Below are 20664 nucleotides of genomic sequence, written 5' to 3' on the forward strand. Positions count from 1 at the left end.
TTTAAGCCATCGGGTCATCGGGATACTAAGGAAAAAGCATTTGAACAAACTTTTAGTCCGGGGAATCCCCCCCTCATCTCCATATTAGTTTTGGTAATTTATAAATATCGAACCGCAGAATGCCGAAGTGATACTCAACATACCCCACAACACTTCATTATTCGGTATTCGGCATTCATCATTCGGTATTCGTTTCGGGATACAAACTACCCATCATGTGATATCTTAATTTCTCTGTATCTCTTTTTGTAAGCTTTGTAAGGTTTCTTTGTGGTAAGTAAAACCCATGAACATGGCAAACCACAAAGCAATAGTCTGAACTAAACCGCAGGGGTCACAAAGCAGGAACTTTTTAAACGTCCATCCCTTATGCAATATAGCTATCTGATTATAATTTCCGTATGAATAGTACAGCACTATATAATTAAAACCTTGAAGTGCTTTTGTCCTGCGGGATCCCTGTCCCCCCGCCCCGGAGACAGCCGGAAAAAGATGAATTTCGGTGAGAACGCAACAGCGGAAATAATAACAGAGCAGCGATCGCTTCCGCTATCCGGCACCCCGTACCGGGACAGGTTTCTCTTCAGAAAAAGCCCACCTATCCCCAACAACTCAATAACTCAATAACTCAATAACTCAATAACTCAATAACTCAATAACTCAAAATTACAACACAAACTTATACCCTACCCCCTTGACCGTATTGAAGTGTTCGTCTCCGATTTTTTCGCGGAGTTTACGGATATGGACATCGATGGTACGACCGCCTACGATAACCTCATTGCCCCAAACTTTATCCAGTATTTCTTCGCGTTTAAAGACTTTTCCGGGCCGGGAGGCGAGCAGGGACAGCAGTTCGAATTCCTTTCGCGGCAAAATGATCTCATTGCCTTTCTGTATTATTTTATATTCATCCCGGTTTATGGTAATATCACCTACCTTCACCACACTTTCTTCGGGCTCCTGTTGATCTTTCAACCGGCGAAGAAGGGCTTTTACCTTGCTTATCAGCACTTTCGGTTTTATGGGCTTTGTGATGTAATCGTCCGCTCCGGCATCGAACCCGGCTACCTGCGAATAGTCTTCCCCCCTGGCGGTGAGGAATGTGATCACGGTATTGGAAAGTTCCGGAATTTTGCGGAGCTGTTCACAGGCTTCTATACCATCCATTTCAGGCATCATCACATCAAGGATCACCAGGTGCGGACGTTCTTTTTTTGCCTTGGCAATGGCCTCTATTCCATTACCAGCCGTAGATACATTGTACCCTTCACCCGAAAGGTTGTACCCTATAATTTCCAGAATATCCGGTTCGTCATCGACAAGCAGGATCCGGATGTCTCTTTTTTTCATCTCTATGTTAATTTACGTGGTGTTATTCATGCCAAAAGTAAAGATAATATTAAAAAATTAAAGCGGTTAACATTCTTTTAATCTCGTAACATAAAAGTAACATACAACTTACATACATTTAATTTGTGCATAACACCATCTTTACACTCCCCCCCTTTCTTTGCGGCAGAACAAAACAGATAAACGTTCTGAAAAACAATTATTTCAAAAAGCGCAAGAATTAATTAAACTAAATTGAAATGAAGAAAATCAAATTTTTATCCATCATTGCTCTATTAGCAGTATTTATCACGGCTTGTTCCAGTGATGACGATTCTCCGGCACAAGATACTTGTTCCGATGGCATACAAAACGGTGACGAAACCGGAGTTGACTGCGGTGGGTCTTGCGAACCTTGTGAAGAAGGAAATGAAGTGACGAAAAGTGGTATTCTTACTGAAGATGAACACTGGACTGCTGACAACATTTACCTGTTGGATAATAAAGTAGTGGTTGACGAAGGAATAACCTTAACTATTGACCCCGGTACCATCATCAAAGGGAAAGAAGGACAAGAGACTTTGCTTTCTGCTTTGGTAGTAGCCCGTGGTGGAACTCTGATAGCTGAAGGAACTGCCGACGAACCTATAATCTTTACCTCTGAATTGGACGACATCCAACCTGGCCAAACCCAGGGTACTAACCTGACTGTTAATGATACCGGACTTTGGGGAGGCGTGCTTATTTTAGGAAACGCGCCAATCTCCAAAGGTAATGATCTGGAAGAGACTCAGGTAGAAGGATTACCTGCCGATGAGGATTATGGTTTGTTCGGAGGAGATGATCCCGATGACAGTTCAGGTAGATTGAACTATATTTCTATCCGTCATGGAGGTGGCTCTATTGAGCCGGATAATGAAATCAATGGTTTGTCATTGGCCGGAGTTGGTTCTGGTACTGAAATTTCCAACATAGAAGTTGTTGGTAATAGAGATGATGGTGTTGAATGGTGGGGTGGTACCGTAAACGTTACCAATGCCATAGTATGGGGACAAGGAGATGACGGTTTTGATACAGATGAAGCCTGGAGCGGAACTTTTAGCAACGGAGCAGTTATAATGACCAGTAATACCAATGGTTCAGGTCTGGAAATGGACGGTCCTAACGGTTCTGAGGCTACCGCAGCTTCTCACACCCTGGAAAATATTACCCTGATAGGAGCCGGAGGTTCAAACAGATATGCTGATTTCAGGGACGGCCTTCTCGCAGAAATCAACAATGTATTGGCATACGGCTTTAATGCGGAATCCACTGTCAGAATTAACGGTGATGATTCTCATACCGAATATACGGATGGCCGTTTAACTATTTCTAATTGGGAAATCGTACTGCCAGACGCTGTTGAGAACCCAGCAGACATTTTTATAGCTGTCACTATCAACGATAATGATGAAGAAGAGCCCATAGAAGGTTTCGATCCTTCCGCTTTTGCTAATGAAGTAACACCTATTGATGCCGCCGGAGATGCCAGCGTAGGTGCCGATATGTCGGTTTTTGACTGGACATTTGCCAAAGCACAAGGGGCTTACTAAACCTGTAAAAAACAAAACACTGTTTTGAATGTCCAAAGGCTGTTTCATAGCCTTTGGACATTTGTTAATTAACTCATATTTGAAATCATTATAATGTTTAAGAAATTCCTTTTATCAACCATTATGGTTTTTGCATGTGCCTTTTATGCCGCAGGACAAGAGGGTACCATTACCGGCAAGGTAATGGACGGCGAGTTTGATGATATCCTGCCTTTTGCCAATATTGTACTAAAAGGTACTACAAACGGAACCACTTCCGATTTTGACGGGTTATACACTTTAAACGTAGAAGCCGGCACTCATACGATAGTATTTTCATTTGTAGGTTATGAAACCAAGGAAATAACCGGAGTAGAAGTGGCTCCCGGCGGTACAGTTGAACTTAACGTTACGCTCAATCCATCGTCTGCCCAGTTGGACGAAGTGGTCGTTACAACCACCGTTCGTAAAAATACCGAAGCCGCTGTACTTAACTTTCAAAAGAAATCGGTAACTCTGCTTGACGGACTTTCTTCCGAAAGTATTAAAAGGACAGGGGCAAGTGACATCGCTTCGGCAGTAAAAAGGGTACCCGGCGTATCGGTACAAGATGGCAAGTACGTATATGTACGTGGTCTGGGCGACCGTTACACCAAATCCATCCTGAACGGAATGGATATTCCCGGACTTGACCCGGATAAAAACACAGTACAGATGGACATTTTCCCTACCAGTATTCTGGAAAATGTTATTGTAGTGAAATCAGCTTCGGCCGAGTTTCCGGCCGACTTTACCGGAGGTGTAGTAGATATTGTGACCAAAGATTTCCCATCAAAAAAACAAATGTCGCTTTCGTTATCAGGTGGTTTTAATCCCGACATGCACTTCAAAGACAACTACATTACCTATGAAGGTGGCAATACCGACTTTCTCGGTTTTGACGATGGTAATCGGAAAATGCCCATTTCGTCGCAAACAACCATTCCACACCCGGCCGGTGACAATGGTACCTTAGAGGGGATTACAAGGTCGTTCAACAGCACTTTGGCAACCAAACGGCAACAGTCCATGCCCAATTTCGGACTGGGTTTCAGCTACGGAAACCGGTATGATGTGGGCGACAACAACACTTTGGGCTTTATTGCTTCATTAGACTACAAAAACGAAACGGAGTTTTATGAAGGCTTCGAGAGTGGGCTCTACCAAAAACACCCCGATGCCAGCGAATATGAACTGCGTTACAACCGCAGGCGCCAGGGTGATTTAGGAATCAACAATGTATTGCTGTCCGGATTGGCCGGGCTCTCATATAAAACAGGCCGGTCCAAATACAGGTTTAATATATTACATATTCAGAATGGCAGATCACAAGCTGCTTTTTTCAATCAAAGCACACAAATTGCAGATGCCCGTAACGATATAAAAGACAACCTGGAATATACTGAACGTTCAGTAACCAACGCCTTAATATCCGGAAAACATACTTCTGAAGACACTTCATTTACTACCGAATGGAGCCTGTCTCCGACCTTGAGTAAAGTGAAGGATAAAGATGTCAGACTGACTACTTACCAAATTGAGCCCGACGGATACTCTATCAATGACAACGCCGGTCTGCCTATGAGATTATGGCGTGATTTGGAGGAAACAAATGTTGTTGGTAAAGTGGATTTCACAAAAGATCATTCCATGTTTGGCCATAAATCTGTGTTGAAATTCGGTGGTCTGTACAGTTACAAAAAAAGGGATTATTCCATTTACAATTATGAAATACTGCATTATGCCACCAGTACCCAAAATGTAGAATATGACCCCAATTCCATTTTGGCTCCCGGGAACATCTGGACACCTGAAACCAACGCCGGAAGCTATATCCGAGGGAACTATCAGCCGGCGAACACCTATGAGTCCAATCAGAATACTGCAGCCCTTTACGTTTCCAACGAGTTTAAGTTAAGCGATGCTTTCAGAGCCATAATCGGTGTCAGGGGGGAATACTTCACTACCTTTTTTACCGGTCAGGACAATTCAGGCGATATACAGATGGACAACGAAAAGACCATTGATAAAATGGATATTTTCCCTTCGGCAAACCTCATTTACGGGCTTAACGAAAACACCAACTTAAGAGCATCCTATTACAGAACCACGGCCCGTCCCAGTTTTAAAGAGCTCTCGGTGGTGCAAATTCGTGATTTGCTGACTGATATCCGGTTTATCGGGAATCTGGAATTGGAACCTACCTATATTGACAACCTGGATTTAAGGTATGAATTCTTTGGTGAAGAAGCCCAAATGGTTGCTGTAAGCGGTTTTTACAAACATTTTAAAGACCCCATAGAAATCGTGGCCTATAACAAAGAAAACCCAACCAATGTCCAACCCCGTAATGCAGAATCGGCACAAGTGTTCGGGGTGGAGTTAGAAGCCCGAAAAAACTTTGGTTTTTTAACTGAGGGGCTGAAAGACCTGAGTTTAAACCTCAACGTATCTATAATAGACTCTAAAATAGACATGACCGAACAGGAATTTGACGCCAGAAAACAAGCAGAAAGGGAAGGTGAAAACACTGATGATTCCCGTCAGCTACAGGGTCAGTCTCCTTATTTGATTAATGCCGGGCTGAATTATAAAAATGAAGAAATTGGTTTGGAAAGCGGACTGTTTTACAATGTTCAGGGCAAAACCCTGGAAGTTGTAGGCTCAGCCGGACTTTATCCGGATGTTTACACCATGCCTTTTAACAGCCTGAACTTTAATTTTTCAAAAACCTTAGGCGATGAACAGCGCTCTAAAATAAGCATTAAGGTGGAAAACCTTCTGGGAGATGACAGGGAAAGTCAGTACGAATCTTTCCGCGCTGCAAATCAAAACTTCTCGTTCCGTGCACCGGGAACAGAATTTTCCATTGGGTACAGTTACCGGTTTTAATAAACAATCCATATATTTTTCACCTGATTTGAGGCTGTCTGTTCAGGCAGCCTCTTTCTATTTCATATAGTTACGTCTATTCAAACCATGTTTTTCCAATTGGGGGAGCTGTTTACATCATGTAAGTATCCTGAATACGTTACGTTACCAATTAATACAGGAAATCAAGAAGTAAAGAATTTGCTCAAATCGGACTATCCACCCCCAAAGGAGGTGGCTTTTCGCCCGATTTGTGGCTTTGCCCCCACAAATTCTAATCAAACAAAATACGTATTCAGGCGTAGCCATAAGAACATGACCACCACCTGAGGTGGTGGGTTTCTAAGTTATACTAAAGCAAAATAATCCCGTTCAGATAAGTACTAATCCTTTACAGATAAGGTTTTAGATGTATTCACCTACAAATTTGTTCTTTTCAATAAAAAGACCAAAACCGTAGTTCAGCATTCCTTAAAGTAAGATTAACCTTATAATAATACAGGAAATATCTGTTAAACCTACCTTAGACTTCACCTAATCTTAAAAATTATTTACCATGAAAAAAACCTACATTTTCTTTTTTGTTTCGGTTATGCTATGCTTGGAGGTGACCGCTCAGGCAACAGAAAAACACCATCGTGTCCACGAAGTTCTGACAGATCGTACTTCAGTGGATCAGTTTTGTAGAGATGGTATAACTACGAATAATGATTTGAAGTTAAATATCATAATTGAAGAAAAGCTACCAGTAGGTTCTGTTTTTAGATATGGAACAAAATATTGGGCAGTCACCTATTCAAAAGATACCAGGGGGAGTGATGAAGACGCTACTATCAACGGAACTAATATTGTTTTGGAAAATTTTTGCAGTGGCATATTTAGTTATAAACATCACAGACTAAAATATATGGGAAATACAATATCCCAAGCTGAAAATAACTACTGTAACTCAAATCCTAATGAGGGAGTCAACATTAAAGTTGATATTAAAATAGAAAATCCATTAATAGAAGGAAAAGTTTATTTTATTGGCAGAAATTTTTCAGCAAGTCATCCAAGAGGGTATTACTATGTCGTTTATGCAGGCTATCATGATGGATCCGATGAAGATTATATTATGGACGGTAGTTCTCTAACAGCACCTGTGAAATTTACGGACTCAGACAATGACGGGGTTCCCAATGCCTGCGATAACTGCCCCAACAGATCTAATTCCAACCAGGCCGACCGGGACGGAGACGGTATAGGTGATGTTTGTGATGACAGTGACGGCGATGGTGTGAGGGATGCTTATGACGACTGCCCGACCGAACCGGGCCCCTCTTCAAACAATGGTTGTCCGGAAGAAGAAGGTGAACCCGATTTAGTCCTGGATAAAACCCGAACTTCCATTAGTAGCGATTGTTTAACCTGTCCGTCAACTTTGAGTGACTTGGGGACACAACGACATGTAATAAAAAAACAAACAGGAACCGGAATAACAATAAATCAAATTGCCGTCAAAAATAATGGGGATGAGGATGCAGGATCTTCCACCGCAGCCCTATATCTATCGTCAGACAACAATTTAGATAGTGGTGATTCTAAATTTAACGCTACCATTTCTGTATCTTCTATAAGTGCAGGAAGCAGAAAAACAACGGGAGGAACATCTCTTTATAATTATCAATTCACCAGGTCCAATGGAAATTATTATCTACTTCTGGTCCTGGACGATACGGAATCTGTTTCAGAAAGTAATGAAAATAACAACGTTACTGCAATTCCCATTACACTTCAAAATTAATTTAAACTCCAAAAAATAATAGTATGAAAACCAAATTCATTATATACTTTACAGTTCTCCAGATAATCATTCTTGGAACTATGTCGTGCTCTAACGACGACGAAATATCCGGAGATAAACAATCTGTTTCGAACAGCGACGCAATTTTGTATGAGTTCAGCAATCAAACTTTTACTCATAAACTGGATATAGAATTATCTACACTGGAATTGGAAGTAACTGATTCTATTAATCTTCTCGACAGGTTAACCCTTGTGTATTACACTACCGAGAAAAATCCTGATACCTGGCATTCCGTTCCCGACAAAAGCCCGGCCAAAGATTATAGATTACAATGGTCATTGGGAGAAAACGAAACCGATCCCGGGAATTATAACCTGGAAATTAAAGCTCAACGAGCGGATGATAACAAACCTTATGATATTTCGTTAAGCTACGATAAAATCAGAGTGATTTCTGTAGATTTTTCGGTAGCCGGAAACATCACTCCAAAAGACCTCGATACCAGAGACTACAACGCCGTAATCAACTATTTCGGGCTGGAACAATAAAAAACAGACTGCCGGTCAATCTCCCGGTTGAATATCTGTAAAATCATTTCCTTACCAAAACCGTTATTACCTGTGTAATGACGGTTTTTTATTGTACACAACTACATTTTGGAATAAAAATTGAGAGCTATTATAATATACCTTTGATCATGTATGAATTCTGACACATTTTTATACATAATATCGCATAGGATTAACAAAATATTAGTAACAGGGAAATAATTTTTTAATAACTTTGTATACAGCTAACATGCGGCCAATGAAAAAACTTTACTTTTTTATCCTCACATTGGGTTTTATAACCCTGGGAAATGCCCAGGAGCAGGATTCTTCTGTGCGTAAAGAACCCAATTACAGAGCTTTGGTTACCAGGCCCTCACAGGAAACCGAACCCAAAAAGGACATTGAAGATTTTCGCCTGTTCCCCAATCCGGTTACCGATGGTATTGTAGCCATACATACCCGGAAAAACCTCCCAAAGGCCATTTCCATTTACGATGTATTGGGAAAAGAAGTGTTGAACACCAAAATAACCGGAAAAACACTCAACGTATCCTCCTTAAACTCCGGTATATACATCATAAAAGTTACGGAGACCAACTATACTTCTACCAGAAAGCTCGTGGTTAAATAATACAGAGGATTTTCCGTAAACTTTCCAACGGCGGCACTCTTCCTGTTTACGTGTAAGTTTTATACACCTTTTATACACCGGGATATACACTTTACATACTTTTATTTTTCTGAATGTCATAAGACCGGCTTGGAAAGTCGGTCCTGCGAACTATAATTCTTCCGGAATACAACCCCGGTCACGGGAAAGAAACCAATGACAAACGCACTCCTTCCCTATCCCCCCTTATACCGGAACCAAAAACAAAGCTCAACCTGTTTCTTCCGAGTTAAAACCCGGAAAACGGGCATAAACACAACCCTGTTTACGCCGGAAGGGATTAAGTACGCCGCATACACAACTAAGTTCACCGCATACCGGGTTACTTATGCGGCGTAAGTAATTGCTTAAGCGGCATACCGGGTTATGTTCGCGGCATAAGGGATCAAGTACGCCGCATACACAACTAAGTTCACCGCATACCGGGTTACTTATGCGGCGTAAGTAATTGCTTAAGCGGCATACCGGATTATGTTCGCGGCGTAAGGGATTAAGTACACTGCATACACAACTAAGTTCGCCGCATACCGGGTTACTTATGCGGCGTACACAATTACTTAAGCGGCAAACAGAACTATGTTCGCGGCGTAAGGGATTAAGTATGCCGCATACACAACTAAGTTCACCGCGTACAGGATTACCTATCCGGCATACACAATGGCGCAAGCGGCGAACAGAACTATGTTCGCGGCGTAAGGGATTAAATATGCCGCATACACAACTAAGTTCGCCGCGTACCGGGTTACTTATGCGGTGTACTTAATTGCTTAAGCGGCGTACCGGGTTATGTTCACGGCATAAGGGGTTCGGTTCGGCGTATACACAATCCCTTAAACGGTACTTTTTCGGGCTTGTCAGGGAACAAGAAGACAAGCGTTTTACCACGGTCCTGATGGTCCCGATAGATTCCCGGATCACCCTGCAGGGTTGCTGTCACATTGTTTACTTCTTTTCCGCAGGCTGTACCTGTGGCGCCCGTTTACAGAATATTTTGTTATATTTACCGTATAATCAAACCGTTATATACCGGTACAGGCAGGGCCACTGAACAACAGGAAGCAAACACATCGTTAGTTTGTAACCTTAAAAAAATAAGAAATCTCGAATATCCAACTGTGAAGTTTTAAGCGTATATACCCACATAGATTACCACTTCGACATGCTGTGGTTCAACATTCAATCAGTTCCCCGGGTACTTCGGCAAGTTCAGTATATCACCCGGCCGAAAGTCCGGTATTTATAAATTGCAAGAAACAAATGAAAATACTTTTACTGCTCTTCTTTGTTCCGATCACCTTTTTAAAGGCACAACAAACCCTGCAATGGCAGGAAAACACCATTTCTCCCGAAGCTGCCCTGACCGACGTTAACTGGATATCCGGTCACTGGAAAGGAGAAGCGCTGGGAGGGACCGCAGAAGAAATATGGAGTCCCCCGCTCGGCGATTCCATGATGGGCGCCTTTAAACTCGTGGCAGACGGCAAAGTGAAATTTTACGAACTGTGCACCATCAACCAGACGGGCCAGACCCTGCTCTTACGTATAAAACATTTCGACAACGATATGAAAGGCTGGGAGGAAAAAGACGAAACCGAGGATTTCCGACTGATAAAGATCGAAAAGGACAAAGTGTTTTTTGACGGGCTTACCTTTGAAAAGGTACACCACAACGAACTGAACATACATGTACGCTTTCAGGAGTCGGGCGAAGAAGTGACATTTAATTACAAACGCGCAAAGTAATGGCCCGTACCTGCCTGGAATGCAAACAAAAGATCTCCGGCCGGACCGACAAGAAATTTTGCTGCGATCATTGCAGGAACACCTATAACAACCGGCTGAACAGGGACAGTAAAAACCTCATCCGGAACATCAATAACAAATTGCGGAAAAATTACCGCATACTGTCCGGACTCAATCCCAACGGTAAAACGAAGACCACAAAAATGAAACTCCTGGAAAAAGGGTTTGATTTTGAATACTTCACCCATTTATACACCACCCGGAGCGGCACGGTATATTATTTCCTGTACGATTTCGGTTACCTCCCCCTCGACAACGATGTTTACATGATCGTAAAAAGGGATTGACAGAAAAAATACCATAAAAAATGTCCTGTGAAGTATGAGAACATTTCACAGGACATTCAGGGGGACCGGACTTTTCAACCCGGTTATCGCCAGCATTGCCCGCTGATCTTCATGGCAGCGAGCATCACATCTTTACGACTTATTTGTCCTATCAGAAAACCGTTTTCCACCACCGGGAAACGACGGTGCCTTGTCCGGTAAAACCGGGTCGCAGCCTCAAATATATTGGCATCACCTTGAATGGTAAGCACGTCAGTAGACATGTATTTATCTACTGTCATATCACCGATGGGCATATTGAAATAACGCCCTTCGGATATCTGTTTCATACAATCACTATCGGATATAATACCGATCAGTTTTCCTCTTTTGTCTACCACAGGCGCCCCGGTGATCTTGTTTTTCATAAAGGTCTCCATAACCTCCAGAAGTGTTTGATCCGCGGTGAACGTAATCAGTTTCCTGGTCATGTGGTCTGCTACGGCTATGGGGTGGTCGTAGTCTTTTTTCACTTCTTCCCTGGCCCCTTGAAAACTTTTTATTCCCATGGCTGTTTATTTTTGGTTATCTCATAAATTTAGTGATTTTTAATTTATTAACATAATTTTACGCGTTATTTTATTACAACCTCCTTAAAAATAACATTAACATAAAATTATATCATTTCTCTTCGCTCACCATACGGAGGACCTAACAGGGGAAATGCTCTCCCCGTTCAACCTGAAAACATACCGGTAATCGGTTATTTGTTTCTCCATATCCGGGGATATTCGTATTTTGTACCTGAAAATCCCGTATGTATTAAACCACCAAATCCATGAAACGTTACGCCACCACCCTGTCCCTCCTTTTTATTATAGGTGTTGTGTACTGGTCCTTTTACGACGCCATGCCGCACACTTTTACCAAGGAAAATGCGCCGGAAAATACTTTCGCTGCAGAAAGGGCCCTTATTCTCGTCCGGGCCATGTCACAGCAACCGCATTACGTAGGTTCCGAAGCACATGAAGACGTTAAGGAATACCTGCTTTCCGAACTGGAAAAACTCGGACTTGAAACCCGGGTACAGGAAGGGTACACGGCCGGCAACTGGGGAAACCTGAGTAAAGCGAGCAATATCATGGCCCGCATTAAGGGAAGCCGTGACGGTAATGCCCTGATGCTGCTTTCTCATTACGACAGCAGTCCGCATTCTTCCTTCGGAGCCAGTGATGCAGGCAGCGGAGTGGCCACGATACTCGAAGGCATACGCGCTTACCTCGCTGAAAACAAAACCCCGCACAACGATATCATTATCCTCCTTTCCGACGGGGAAGAACTGGGACTCAACGGTGCCCGCCTCTTCGTTAACCGGCATCCCTGGGCAAAAGATGTGAAGCTGGTACTGAATTTCGAAGCCAGGGGCAGCGGGGGGCCGAGTTTTATGCTTTTGGAGACCAATGGCGGCAATTCCCGGCTTATAAAGGAATTTTCAAAAGCCGGACCCCGGTACCCCGTGAGCAATTCTTTTATGTACAGCGTATATAAAATGCTGCCCAACGACACCGATCTTACGGTATTCCGTGAAGACGGAGATATTGACGGTTTTAATTTCGCCTTTATCGACGACCATTACGATTACCATACCGCCCTGGACACCGAGCAGCGACTGGACCGCAATACCCTGCAACACCAGGGAAGTTACCTGATGCCCCTGCTGCACTATTTCAGCGACGCAGATATTTCCAATCTGAAAAGCAACCAAGACCAGGTGTTTTTTGACGGCCCTTTTTCCTCGTTCTTTTCCTATCCCTTTTCGTGGATATGGCCCATGATTATAATAGCAGCAATACTCTTTGTAATATTGGTGGTCTACGGCATCCGGAAAAAGAAGATTGTGGTCAGGGAGCTGCTCCTCGGAATGATTCCTTTTACAGTATCCTTTCTGCTTTGCGGACTTCTCGGGTATTTCTGCTGGCCACTACTTAAAAAGGGTTATCCGCACTATGCCGATATCCTGCACGGGTTCACCTATAACGGCTATTATTATATTGCGGCATTCACAGCTTTCAGTACGGCCATTTGTTTCTTCCTGTATCACAAATTCCGCTACCTGCAACCGGTTAACCTGGTGGTTTTCCCGGTTTTTGTCTGGATCGCCATCTGTGCCCTGCTGGGCCATTACCTGAAAGGGGCTTCCTTCTTTATCATCCCGGTATTTGCCGCACTGCTTTCCCTGTTACTCCTTATCCGGCAGGAAAAACCCAATCTGCTGCTCATGGCCATACTGGCATTTCCCGCCATATGGATATTTGCCCCTTTCATACAGATGTTCCCCGTAGGACTCGGACTTAAAATGATGATCGCCTCCACGCTTTTTACCGTGCTCCTGTTCGGATTGCTCGTTCCCGTATTCGGGTTTTACAGGCAGCAGAACAAACTTGCCCTGTTTGCCGGAGTACTCACCATTGCCCTGTTAATTACCGCCCATACCCAATCCGGTTTTACCGAAGACCGTCCGAAACCCGACAGTTTGTTATATGTACTGGATACCGATACGGGCAAGGCGTCGTGGGCCACTTACGACAAGGTGCCGGACAAATGGACTTCCGCTTATATCGGTGAAGACAAACAAAAACCAGGAGGCGCTTTAACCACCATAGCCAGCAAATACAACACCGGGTTTTCCTATACGTCTGCCGCCCCCCTGAAAGATATTGCAGTTCCCCGGATAGAAATTATCCGCGATACGCTCATGGGCACGGAAAGGGAACTGGAAATATGTATTATACCGCAGCGCAATGTCTCCCGCCTGGAAGTGTTCACCAATACGGAAAAGATCATTTCCTGCAATGTAAACGGTGTTGACCTCTCCGAAGAATATTTGCAAAACCCGGAAAGGGGAAACCGCCTCTTTTCACATTATATCTCAGCTAATACATATACTGAAATCATCCTGCGCGTCCCCGCAGCGGAAACCCCGGAGCTCATACTTTATGAAGCTTCCAACGATCTGCTGGAAAACCTCTTATTCACCATTCCGCCGCGCCCCGGAAACCACATCCCCATGCCTTTTGTGCTCAACGATGCCATTGTCGTCAAAAAAACAGTTACATTTGGAGAAAGTGAGTAAGTGAGAAGGTGGAAATACGGTATACTCACCGCTCACCTTCTCACCTCTAAAAAACTCTGCTCAAATGAAAATAGCTATTCTGGGTTGCGGATGGCTGGGTCTGCCCCTGGCAAAAGTGCTTATGGCACAAGGGCACGATGTAAACGGTTCCACAACATCTCCTGAAAAAGCGGAGACACTTGCTGCTGCGGGGATTCAACCGTTTGTTCTACACATTCACGAAAACGGTATTGAAGGAAAAATAAAGTTGTTCCTTGAAGGAGTGGAAACCCTTGTAGTGGATATCCCCCCTAAATTAAGGGGCAGGACCCCGGAAAATTTTGTAAAGAAGATTCAGCAACTGATCCCCGCCCTGGAAAACGCCGCAGTGAAAAATGTCCTTTTTATCAGCAGCACCTCCGTTTACTGGAACGACAATTCCACAGTCACTGAAGAAACCGTTCCCTTTCCCGAAACGGAAAGCGGGAAACAATTACTGGCCTCCGAAACGCTTCTGCAGGCTACCCCGGCTTTTAAAACCACGGTATTGCGTTTTGCCGGGCTTACAGGGCCCGACAGGCACCCGGTGCATCACCTCGCGGGAAAAACGGACCTGAAAAACCCGGAAGCCCCCGTAAACCTCATCCACCTGAACGATTGCATTGCCGTTATTCTTGAGATCATACAACAACAGAAATGGGGGGATGTGTACAATGCAGCCCATCCTTCCCACCCTTCGAGGGAAGCATATTACAGTTCAAAAGCAAAAGAATTAGGGCTCGCCCCGCCCCGGTTCGATTCGTCTTCCGGTACGGCAGGAAAAATTATTTCCTCCGAAAAACTCCGGAAAGTATTGAAATACACCTTTAAGGAAATTATTTAAGGGGAATTATTCCCTTTCTAATCCTAATTTTTTTTAGTTTTGAAAACCTTAAAAAATACATTTGAATAAAATGAAGAAAATTGTATTACTGGCCATCTTTTCATCGGTATTTGCGGTGAACGGGCAAAACGATCTTAAAACACACTACGAATCTTTCTACAAACAAATGAGGACACAGGGCGATATAAGAGGCGCCATCAACGCCCTGACCCACCTGTATGTTATAGAACCATCTGCCGCCAGGAAAGATACACTGGCCTATTTATATGCCAATTCCGGGCAATATGTTCAGGCTGTAAACCTGCTGGGCACCGAAAAGGATGCTTCCGCCTCTGATATGGCAGTTGATGTAAAGGCCATTTCGCTGAAATCACTGGATCAGCCGCAACTGGCCGTACAACAATACGAGATCCTGTTCGAAAGGAAACCCGATGCCTACCTGGCTTACGAACTGGCGGACCTCAACCTCCAGATAGGAAAGCTGGAAGAGGCGAAGAAACACATCACCTACGGACTGGAAAATGTCAAGGATGAGATGAAAGTCCCCTTTTACGAGAGCAAACCTCCCTATGAAGTGCCTTTAAAAGCTGCACTTACGTATGAAAAAGGACTGCTCATCTATAACGAGGACAAGAGCAAGATAGATGAAGCCATACAGCTCATAGACAAGGCCATAGAACTGGCCCCTAATTTTAATCTTGCCCGGCAGATCAAAAAAGCGCTTACCAATCAAAAAACAAAAACTGCCCAGAAAGCAGCAGAGGAAAAGGGAGAATAGCCTCCAAGCAGGTAAATCCTCCCGGATTCCGGGTTCCATACGATTATAAATGCACAGATATAATAGCCTGCGCTCCTTTTTCGTTATTATAAGCATATGAGGTAAAATAGAATTTATCCGAATGAGACTAAAAGCTGTTTTTTTAATACTTTTCATTGCCCTGACAAGTTGTACACCCCGAAAAAAAACAAGTAACGATCTCATTGCCCATATTCCCGAAAACACTTCGGTCGTTGTCAAGATCCCTAATCCGCAGGCATTTTTCAATGCACTGAAGAACAATGCTTTCCTGAAGGAAAATACCCTCCTGCCCCCGGGGCTTTCACAAAAACTGGAAAGTCTGAACGTTCTGGAAAAGAATACGGAAGCCCTGCTGTGTGTAGTTCGCACATCCGACAGTATTTATGATTTCTCCTATATCTCGGAAGATATTGAGAACTATGCCAAACTGGATACGGTAAAAGGCGGGGATGTCAAAAACTCGTCGCTCAACAAGACGGTCATTAAACAGTTTTCCTCCGGGGAACACCGAATTTTCAATACGGTTACAGACAGTATTTTTATCGCTTCTTCTTCAGAGGCCCTCATAGAAAAAAGCATCCTCGGGAAAAATATGGCGGACCGGGAAGATTTCCGCAGGATATATGCCCTGGCTAACGAAGATAAACAGGCCTCCCTTTTTCTGCGGAACCACCCTTTCCACCCGGCCGATATTACCCTGGCAGACAGTCTGGCAAGGCAAAAACAGGATACCCTCCCCGGAATGCGCTGGAGCATGTTCGACTTGTCGCTGTCACCCAATGAACTGCTGCTCACCGGTATAATACCGGAGCCCGGGAAGGATTCCCTCTCCGGAAATGACCCCGTGCCTGCCGACCGGCAAAAAATGATCGGGATCACCCCGGTAAATGCCCGGGGAATGATTTCCTTTACCCCGGACGATCTCGATTACAGGAAAGATTCACTTGTCCCATCACCTATTGAGAACCTGCTCACATCAACCGACGAGGCAGGCATTATTTACGGTAAAGATCACGACATCATCGCTTTCCATACCTTTGACGCCGGTACGGCAGAAAAGGCGTTCTCCTCTTCCGCCGTTTTAAACACCACATTCAGGGATCACAACATCTATCAGATTGACCCCCTGGAGCCCTTTCCGGAGACCATGCCGCCTTTCGGAAAAGGAAATGGGCTCAGGTTCTATACCGCCGTGGAAAATTACATCCTGCTCGCCAATACCGCCGAAGCCCTTACCGATATTATTGTACACTATCAGAGCCGGTCAACATTAAAAGAACGCACTTCGTATACACAACTTGCCGAAAGCCTTCCGGATGCTTCTTCCGTGCTGGCCGTAGGCATGGCCCCGGAATTAAAGAAACTGTTCCTGGGAAAGATGCTTTCCGGTTACGGCAAGGATATTTCTCCCGTCGTTTCGGACGATTTTCCGTATGTCATTGTCCAGGGCGTTAAGGAAAACCGTTACATGCACACCAACATCCTTTTCCGAAAACCCGGCCAACCGGGGAGCGCATCGGGAGTATCCCAGAAATTCAACATCGCCCTCGATGCCGATGTGGCCATTCCCCCGCAACTGGTCACCAATCACCGGAACAAAAAAAAGGAAGTTGTGGTACAGGACATGGAACACAACCTCTACCTCATTTCCGGTGAAGGAAAAGTACTCTGGAAAAAAAAGCTGAGCGGCAGGGTCCTCGGAAGGATAGAACAAGTGGATATTTTCAGGAACGGAAAGCTGCAACTGGCCTTTACCCTGCAGGACGGCCTGTATGTTGTGGACCGCAACGGAAACGATGTAGCCCCTTTCCCGGTAAAAGTCAACAATCCCATTACCAAAGGACTTGCCCTGTTTGATTACGACAACAATAAAAAATACCGGTTTTTTATTACGCAGAACAATGTTATCATCCCCTTTAATACACAGGGCAAAAGGGTAAAGGGCTTTGTCTTTAAAGGAACGGCAAGCCCTATTATCAATCCGCCGGAACACTTCAGGACAGGCACGAGAGATTATATAGCCGTACAGGAAGAGAACGGCACCCTGCACCTTTTACACCGGACAGGCAAAAAAAGGATCGCCGTAAACGGCAAGATCAGTTTTTCCGGGAACAGGATGTTCCTCTATCAGAACAAGTTCACCACTACCAACAGCGCCGGAAACCTCATACAGGTGGATGAGCGCGGAAGACTGAACAAAATACAGCTCGGCCTGGCCAAAGACCACGGTATCGACGCTACCTCCAGAACACTGGCAACACTTTCGGACAACATACTTACTGTAAAACACAACAAGTATGAACTGGATTACGGCATTTATACAAGCCCGGAAATTTTTTATATTAACAATAAGATCTATGTGGCACTAACCGACAGGCAGGCCAGAAATGTCTATCTCTTTGACAGTAATGCCCTGCTCATCGGTAATTTTCCCGTTTACGGAACCTCGGCCATGGACATGGCAGACATGGACGGCAACGGCAACCTGGGATTTGTGACCCAGGGCGAAAAAGACAAGATCGTATTGTATGAAATGTGATAATATTCCAATTGGTCAATTTAATTATCTTATTTTCGAATCGGCACATTGACGAATTGATTAATTTGAAAAACATGCAACAATTATATTCAAAAATACTCGGACAGGGAGAACCTCTTATCATCCTCCACGGATTCCTGGGAATGTCGGACAACTGGAAAACCCTGGGCAACCAGTATGCCGAAAACGGTTTTGAAGTGCATCTCGTAGACCAGCGCAACCACGGCAGGAGTTTTCATTCCGATGCTTTTTCCTATGAGATCATGGCAGCGGACCTGTATCGCTACTGTGAAACACATCAACTTCGTAAAACCGACATTATAGGCCACTCCATGGGAGGAAAGACCGCCATGCTCTTTGCCACAATGTATCCCGAAAAGGTCAACAAGCTCATTATTGCGGATATCGCCCCGAAATACTATCCCGTTCACCATCAAACCATCCTCAACGGACTGCTCTCCATCGACTTCAAGGTGACCAAAAGCCGTAAAGACGCCGACAAACAACTCTCCAGGTATATCCCCGAGCTCGGCATCCGCCAGTTCCTGTTAAAAAACATCTACTGGAAGGAAAAAGAACAGCTCGCTTTCCGTTTTAACCTCACCGTACTCAACGACAATATCGAAGAAATCGGCAAGGCACTTCCCCAGGACGCCGTATTCCCGGAAAAAACCCTTTTTGTAAAAGGAGGAAATTCCAAATACATTACCTCTCAGGATGAGGATCTCATCAAAAAACACTTCCCGGATTCGGAAATAGCGGTTATAGAAAATGCAGGACACTGGATACAGGCCGAAAACCCGAAAATGTTCTTTTCGATCACTTCGGCATTCCTGAAATGTTAAAATTCAGGTTTAATTTACTATGCATGCATAATTTTTTGCTCTAAAAATTGCATATTTCATATTTTATCACAAAATTTGTTTATATACTTAATTTTCTTAATTAAATTGATTTATTAACGTACCCCATACCTGAAAAAGGACTTAATTTTTACTACCCTCACCTCAATAAAACCGAAGGAGGCCGCACACTGCTCCCAGGTTTTCAATATTAAAAACAAAACGGTTTTCCCGAGTGAGAACAGGTATTCCGGTTAATACGAACGAACTCAAAAGTTGTCAAGAAACGATAGTAAACACAAAAACAGAAACAAACAATGATGAAAAAGACCTACATTTTAATGGCTGCGGTACTCATAACCACCTTGTCTTATGCCGGTGGATACCGCGTTGCCTTACAGGGCCAGAAGCAGCTTGCCATGGGACACACCGGAGTGGCTGTGATCAACAGTGCGGAGTCGGTGTTCTTTAATCCCGGCGGCCTGTCGTTCCTGGAGAAAAAGATCACCATCAGTGCCGGAGTAAGCCCGGTTTTTGCCAATATCAGCTTTCAGAACAGTCAGTTCGGCTGGAGTACGGAAGCAGACAATCCGGTGGCAACTCCCTTCAATATATATGCCGCATATAAGATCAACGACTGGATGAGTGCCGGTATCGGGGTGTATACACCTTACGGCAGCGGTGTGGAATACCCCCAGAACTGGGAGGGATCGCACCTTGTTAACAAGATAGAACTGGCCTCTATTTATATCCAGCCTACCTTTTCCTTTAAAATAACCGACAAATTAAGTATAGGGGGCGGACCGATATTCGCCATAGGTAATGTCAATTTCAACCGGAACATAGACCGTTCCACAACCAATGTGGCCGGTGAAAGGGCTAATGTTACCATAGACGACAGCGGTGTTACGGCCTGGGGGTATTCCCTCGGACTGGCATTCCGCCCCACAGACAAGCTCACCCTGGGACTCACCTATAAATCCGAAATGAAAATGAAGGCCAAAGACGGGGAAGCCGAGTTCCGGAACATTCCCGGCACGGCCCCGGGCAATTACGAGAATGTCACTTTCAACGCCACGCTGCCCCTCCCCGCCGAGCTTGCTGTCGGGGCGTCCTACATGATCAACAACAAATGGCTCGTGGCATTTGATTACAACAGGGTATACTGGGATGCTTACGAATCACTGGACGTATACTTCAGTAACGGCACGGCCTCACACAATCCGAGGAATTATAAGAACGCCTCTGTCTATCGGTTCGGGTTACAGTACATCGCCAGTGAACGGTTTACACTGCGCGGCGGTTATTACTATGACGAATCTCCCGTACAGACCGGTTATTTTGCCCCCGAAACACCGCGTAACGACTCCAATAACTTTACGGGCGGACTCACATTCAACATCTCCGAAAGGTTTGCCATTGATGCGGCCTTCCTCTTTATCCATTTTGATGAAGTGGACGCTTCTTATGATCACTACCAGGAAAACGGGCAAAACGTGCCTTTTGGCGGCACCTATAAGAACAATGCTTTTGTCCCCAGCCTCGGGGTTTCGTATGGCTTTTAACCTATTTTCCGAACCGTATTAAAGATAAAAAG

Annotated in this window: 15 protein-coding genes; 13 read left to right on the forward strand and 2 right to left on the reverse strand. The window is 44.3% G+C overall.

Annotated features, from left to right (window positions below; translation table 11 throughout):
* Positions 1-666: 666 nt before the first annotated feature.
* On the reverse strand, positions 667-1353 hold the full coding sequence (locus tag LS482_RS02165) for a response regulator transcription factor (RefSeq protein ID WP_233030111.1): 687 nt from the start codon (positions 1351-1353) through the stop codon (positions 667-669).
* Positions 1354-1592: 239 nt separating this feature from the next.
* On the opposite strand from LS482_RS02165, the gene LS482_RS02170 reads away from it, so the two are divergent.
* From LS482_RS02170 to LS482_RS02200, 7 genes are all read left to right on the forward strand, one after another.
* Entirely contained in the window at positions 1593-2924 is a 1332-nt protein-coding gene (locus LS482_RS02170; RefSeq protein ID WP_233030112.1) for a beta-helix domain-containing protein, read from the forward strand.
* A gap of 93 nt (positions 2925-3017) precedes the next feature.
* Positions 3018-5834 carry a TonB-dependent receptor gene (locus LS482_RS02175; protein ID WP_233030113.1) on the forward strand — a complete coding sequence of 939 codons (2817 nt, stop codon included), beginning with the start codon at positions 3018-3020 and terminating at the stop codon, positions 5832-5834.
* Positions 5835-6369: 535 nt separating this feature from the next.
* A complete protein-coding gene (locus tag LS482_RS02180) occupies positions 6370-7599 on the forward strand; it encodes a thrombospondin type 3 repeat-containing protein (protein ID WP_233030114.1) in 1230 nt (409 codons plus the stop codon).
* A gap of 23 nt (positions 7600-7622) precedes the next feature.
* Positions 7623-8150 carry a hypothetical protein gene (locus LS482_RS02185; RefSeq protein ID WP_233030115.1) on the forward strand — a complete coding sequence of 176 codons (528 nt, stop codon included), beginning with the start codon at positions 7623-7625 and terminating at the stop codon, positions 8148-8150.
* 259 nt (positions 8151-8409) lie between these two features.
* Positions 8410-8784 (forward strand): T9SS type A sorting domain-containing protein, encoded by a 375-nt coding sequence (locus LS482_RS02190; protein ID WP_233030116.1) that lies wholly within the window; start codon positions 8410-8412, stop codon positions 8782-8784.
* Positions 8785-10080: 1296 nt separating this feature from the next.
* Positions 10081-10566 (forward strand): DUF6265 family protein, encoded by a 486-nt coding sequence (locus LS482_RS02195; RefSeq protein ID WP_233030117.1) that lies wholly within the window; start codon positions 10081-10083, stop codon positions 10564-10566.
* Positions 10566-10913, forward strand: a complete 348-nt coding sequence (locus LS482_RS02200) for a hypothetical protein (RefSeq protein WP_233030118.1) — start codon at positions 10566-10568, stop codon at positions 10911-10913. The genes LS482_RS02195 and LS482_RS02200 overlap by 1 nt, the downstream gene beginning before the upstream one ends.
* An 83-nt stretch (positions 10914-10996) precedes the next feature.
* Here LS482_RS02200 and LS482_RS02205 read toward each other — a convergent pair whose 3' ends face one another.
* Positions 10997-11461 (reverse strand): CBS domain-containing protein, encoded by a 465-nt coding sequence (locus LS482_RS02205; RefSeq protein WP_233030119.1) that lies wholly within the window; start codon positions 11459-11461, stop codon positions 10997-10999.
* Positions 11462-11730: 269 nt separating this feature from the next.
* Between LS482_RS02205 and LS482_RS02210 the strand changes: the two genes are divergently transcribed.
* From LS482_RS02210 to LS482_RS02235, 6 genes are all read left to right on the forward strand, one after another.
* Entirely contained in the window at positions 11731-14025 is a 2295-nt protein-coding gene (locus LS482_RS02210; RefSeq protein ID WP_233030120.1) for a M28 family peptidase, read from the forward strand.
* A gap of 64 nt (positions 14026-14089) precedes the next feature.
* Positions 14090-14887: an SDR family oxidoreductase gene (locus LS482_RS02215; RefSeq protein ID WP_233030121.1), complete on the forward strand. Its 798-nt coding sequence runs from the start codon at positions 14090-14092 to the stop codon at positions 14885-14887.
* A 70-nt stretch (positions 14888-14957) separates the two neighbouring features.
* Positions 14958-15665, forward strand: coding sequence for a tetratricopeptide repeat protein (locus tag LS482_RS02220; protein WP_233030122.1), 708 nt, complete (start codon positions 14958-14960; stop codon positions 15663-15665).
* Between the two features lie 121 nt (positions 15666-15786).
* Positions 15787-18225: a hypothetical protein gene (locus tag LS482_RS02225; RefSeq protein WP_233030123.1), complete on the forward strand. Its 2439-nt coding sequence runs from the start codon at positions 15787-15789 to the stop codon at positions 18223-18225.
* Positions 18226-18299: 74 nt separating this feature from the next.
* Positions 18300-19070, forward strand: a complete 771-nt coding sequence (locus LS482_RS02230; protein WP_233030124.1) for an alpha/beta fold hydrolase — start codon at positions 18300-18302, stop codon at positions 19068-19070.
* A gap of 317 nt (positions 19071-19387) precedes the next feature.
* Positions 19388-20632, forward strand: a complete 1245-nt coding sequence (locus LS482_RS02235; protein ID WP_233031786.1) for an OmpP1/FadL family transporter — start codon at positions 19388-19390, stop codon at positions 20630-20632.
* Positions 20633-20664: the final 32 nt, after the last annotated feature.

Origin of the sequence: Sinomicrobium kalidii (assembly GCF_021183825.1) — a bacterium.
Classification (GTDB): Bacteria; Bacteroidota; Bacteroidia; order Flavobacteriales; family Flavobacteriaceae; genus Sinomicrobium; species Sinomicrobium kalidii.

Bases quoted from the DNA above. Each gene is read 5' to 3' on its own strand.
- LS482_RS02235 (WP_233031786.1), top strand. From the start codon at position 19,388: ATGAAAAAGACCTACATTTTAATGGCTGCGGTACTCATAACCACCTTG.
- LS482_RS02205 (WP_233030119.1), bottom strand. From the start codon at position 11,461: ATGGGAATAAAAAGTTTTCAAGGGGCCAGGGAAGAAGTGAAAAAAGAC.
- LS482_RS02165 (WP_233030111.1), bottom strand. From the start codon at position 1,353: ATGAAAAAAAGAGACATCCGGATCCTGCTTGTCGATGACGAACCGGAT.
- LS482_RS02175 (WP_233030113.1), top strand. From the start codon at position 3,018: ATGTTTAAGAAATTCCTTTTATCAACCATTATGGTTTTTGCATGTGCC.
- LS482_RS02225 (WP_233030123.1), top strand. From the start codon at position 15,787: ATGAGACTAAAAGCTGTTTTTTTAATACTTTTCATTGCCCTGACAAGT.
- LS482_RS02180 (WP_233030114.1), top strand. From the start codon at position 6,370: ATGAAAAAAACCTACATTTTCTTTTTTGTTTCGGTTATGCTATGCTTG.
- LS482_RS02220 (WP_233030122.1), top strand. From the start codon at position 14,958: ATGAAGAAAATTGTATTACTGGCCATCTTTTCATCGGTATTTGCGGTG.
- LS482_RS02200 (WP_233030118.1), top strand. From the start codon at position 10,566: ATGGCCCGTACCTGCCTGGAATGCAAACAAAAGATCTCCGGCCGGACC.
- LS482_RS02210 (WP_233030120.1), top strand. From the start codon at position 11,731: ATGAAACGTTACGCCACCACCCTGTCCCTCCTTTTTATTATAGGTGTT.
- LS482_RS02215 (WP_233030121.1), top strand. From the start codon at position 14,090: ATGAAAATAGCTATTCTGGGTTGCGGATGGCTGGGTCTGCCCCTGGCA.
- LS482_RS02195 (WP_233030117.1), top strand. From the start codon at position 10,081: ATGAAAATACTTTTACTGCTCTTCTTTGTTCCGATCACCTTTTTAAAG.
- LS482_RS02230 (WP_233030124.1), top strand. From the start codon at position 18,300: ATGCAACAATTATATTCAAAAATACTCGGACAGGGAGAACCTCTTATC.
- LS482_RS02190 (WP_233030116.1), top strand. From the start codon at position 8,410: ATGAAAAAACTTTACTTTTTTATCCTCACATTGGGTTTTATAACCCTG.
- LS482_RS02170 (WP_233030112.1), top strand. From the start codon at position 1,593: ATGAAGAAAATCAAATTTTTATCCATCATTGCTCTATTAGCAGTATTT.
- LS482_RS02185 (WP_233030115.1), top strand. From the start codon at position 7,623: ATGAAAACCAAATTCATTATATACTTTACAGTTCTCCAGATAATCATT.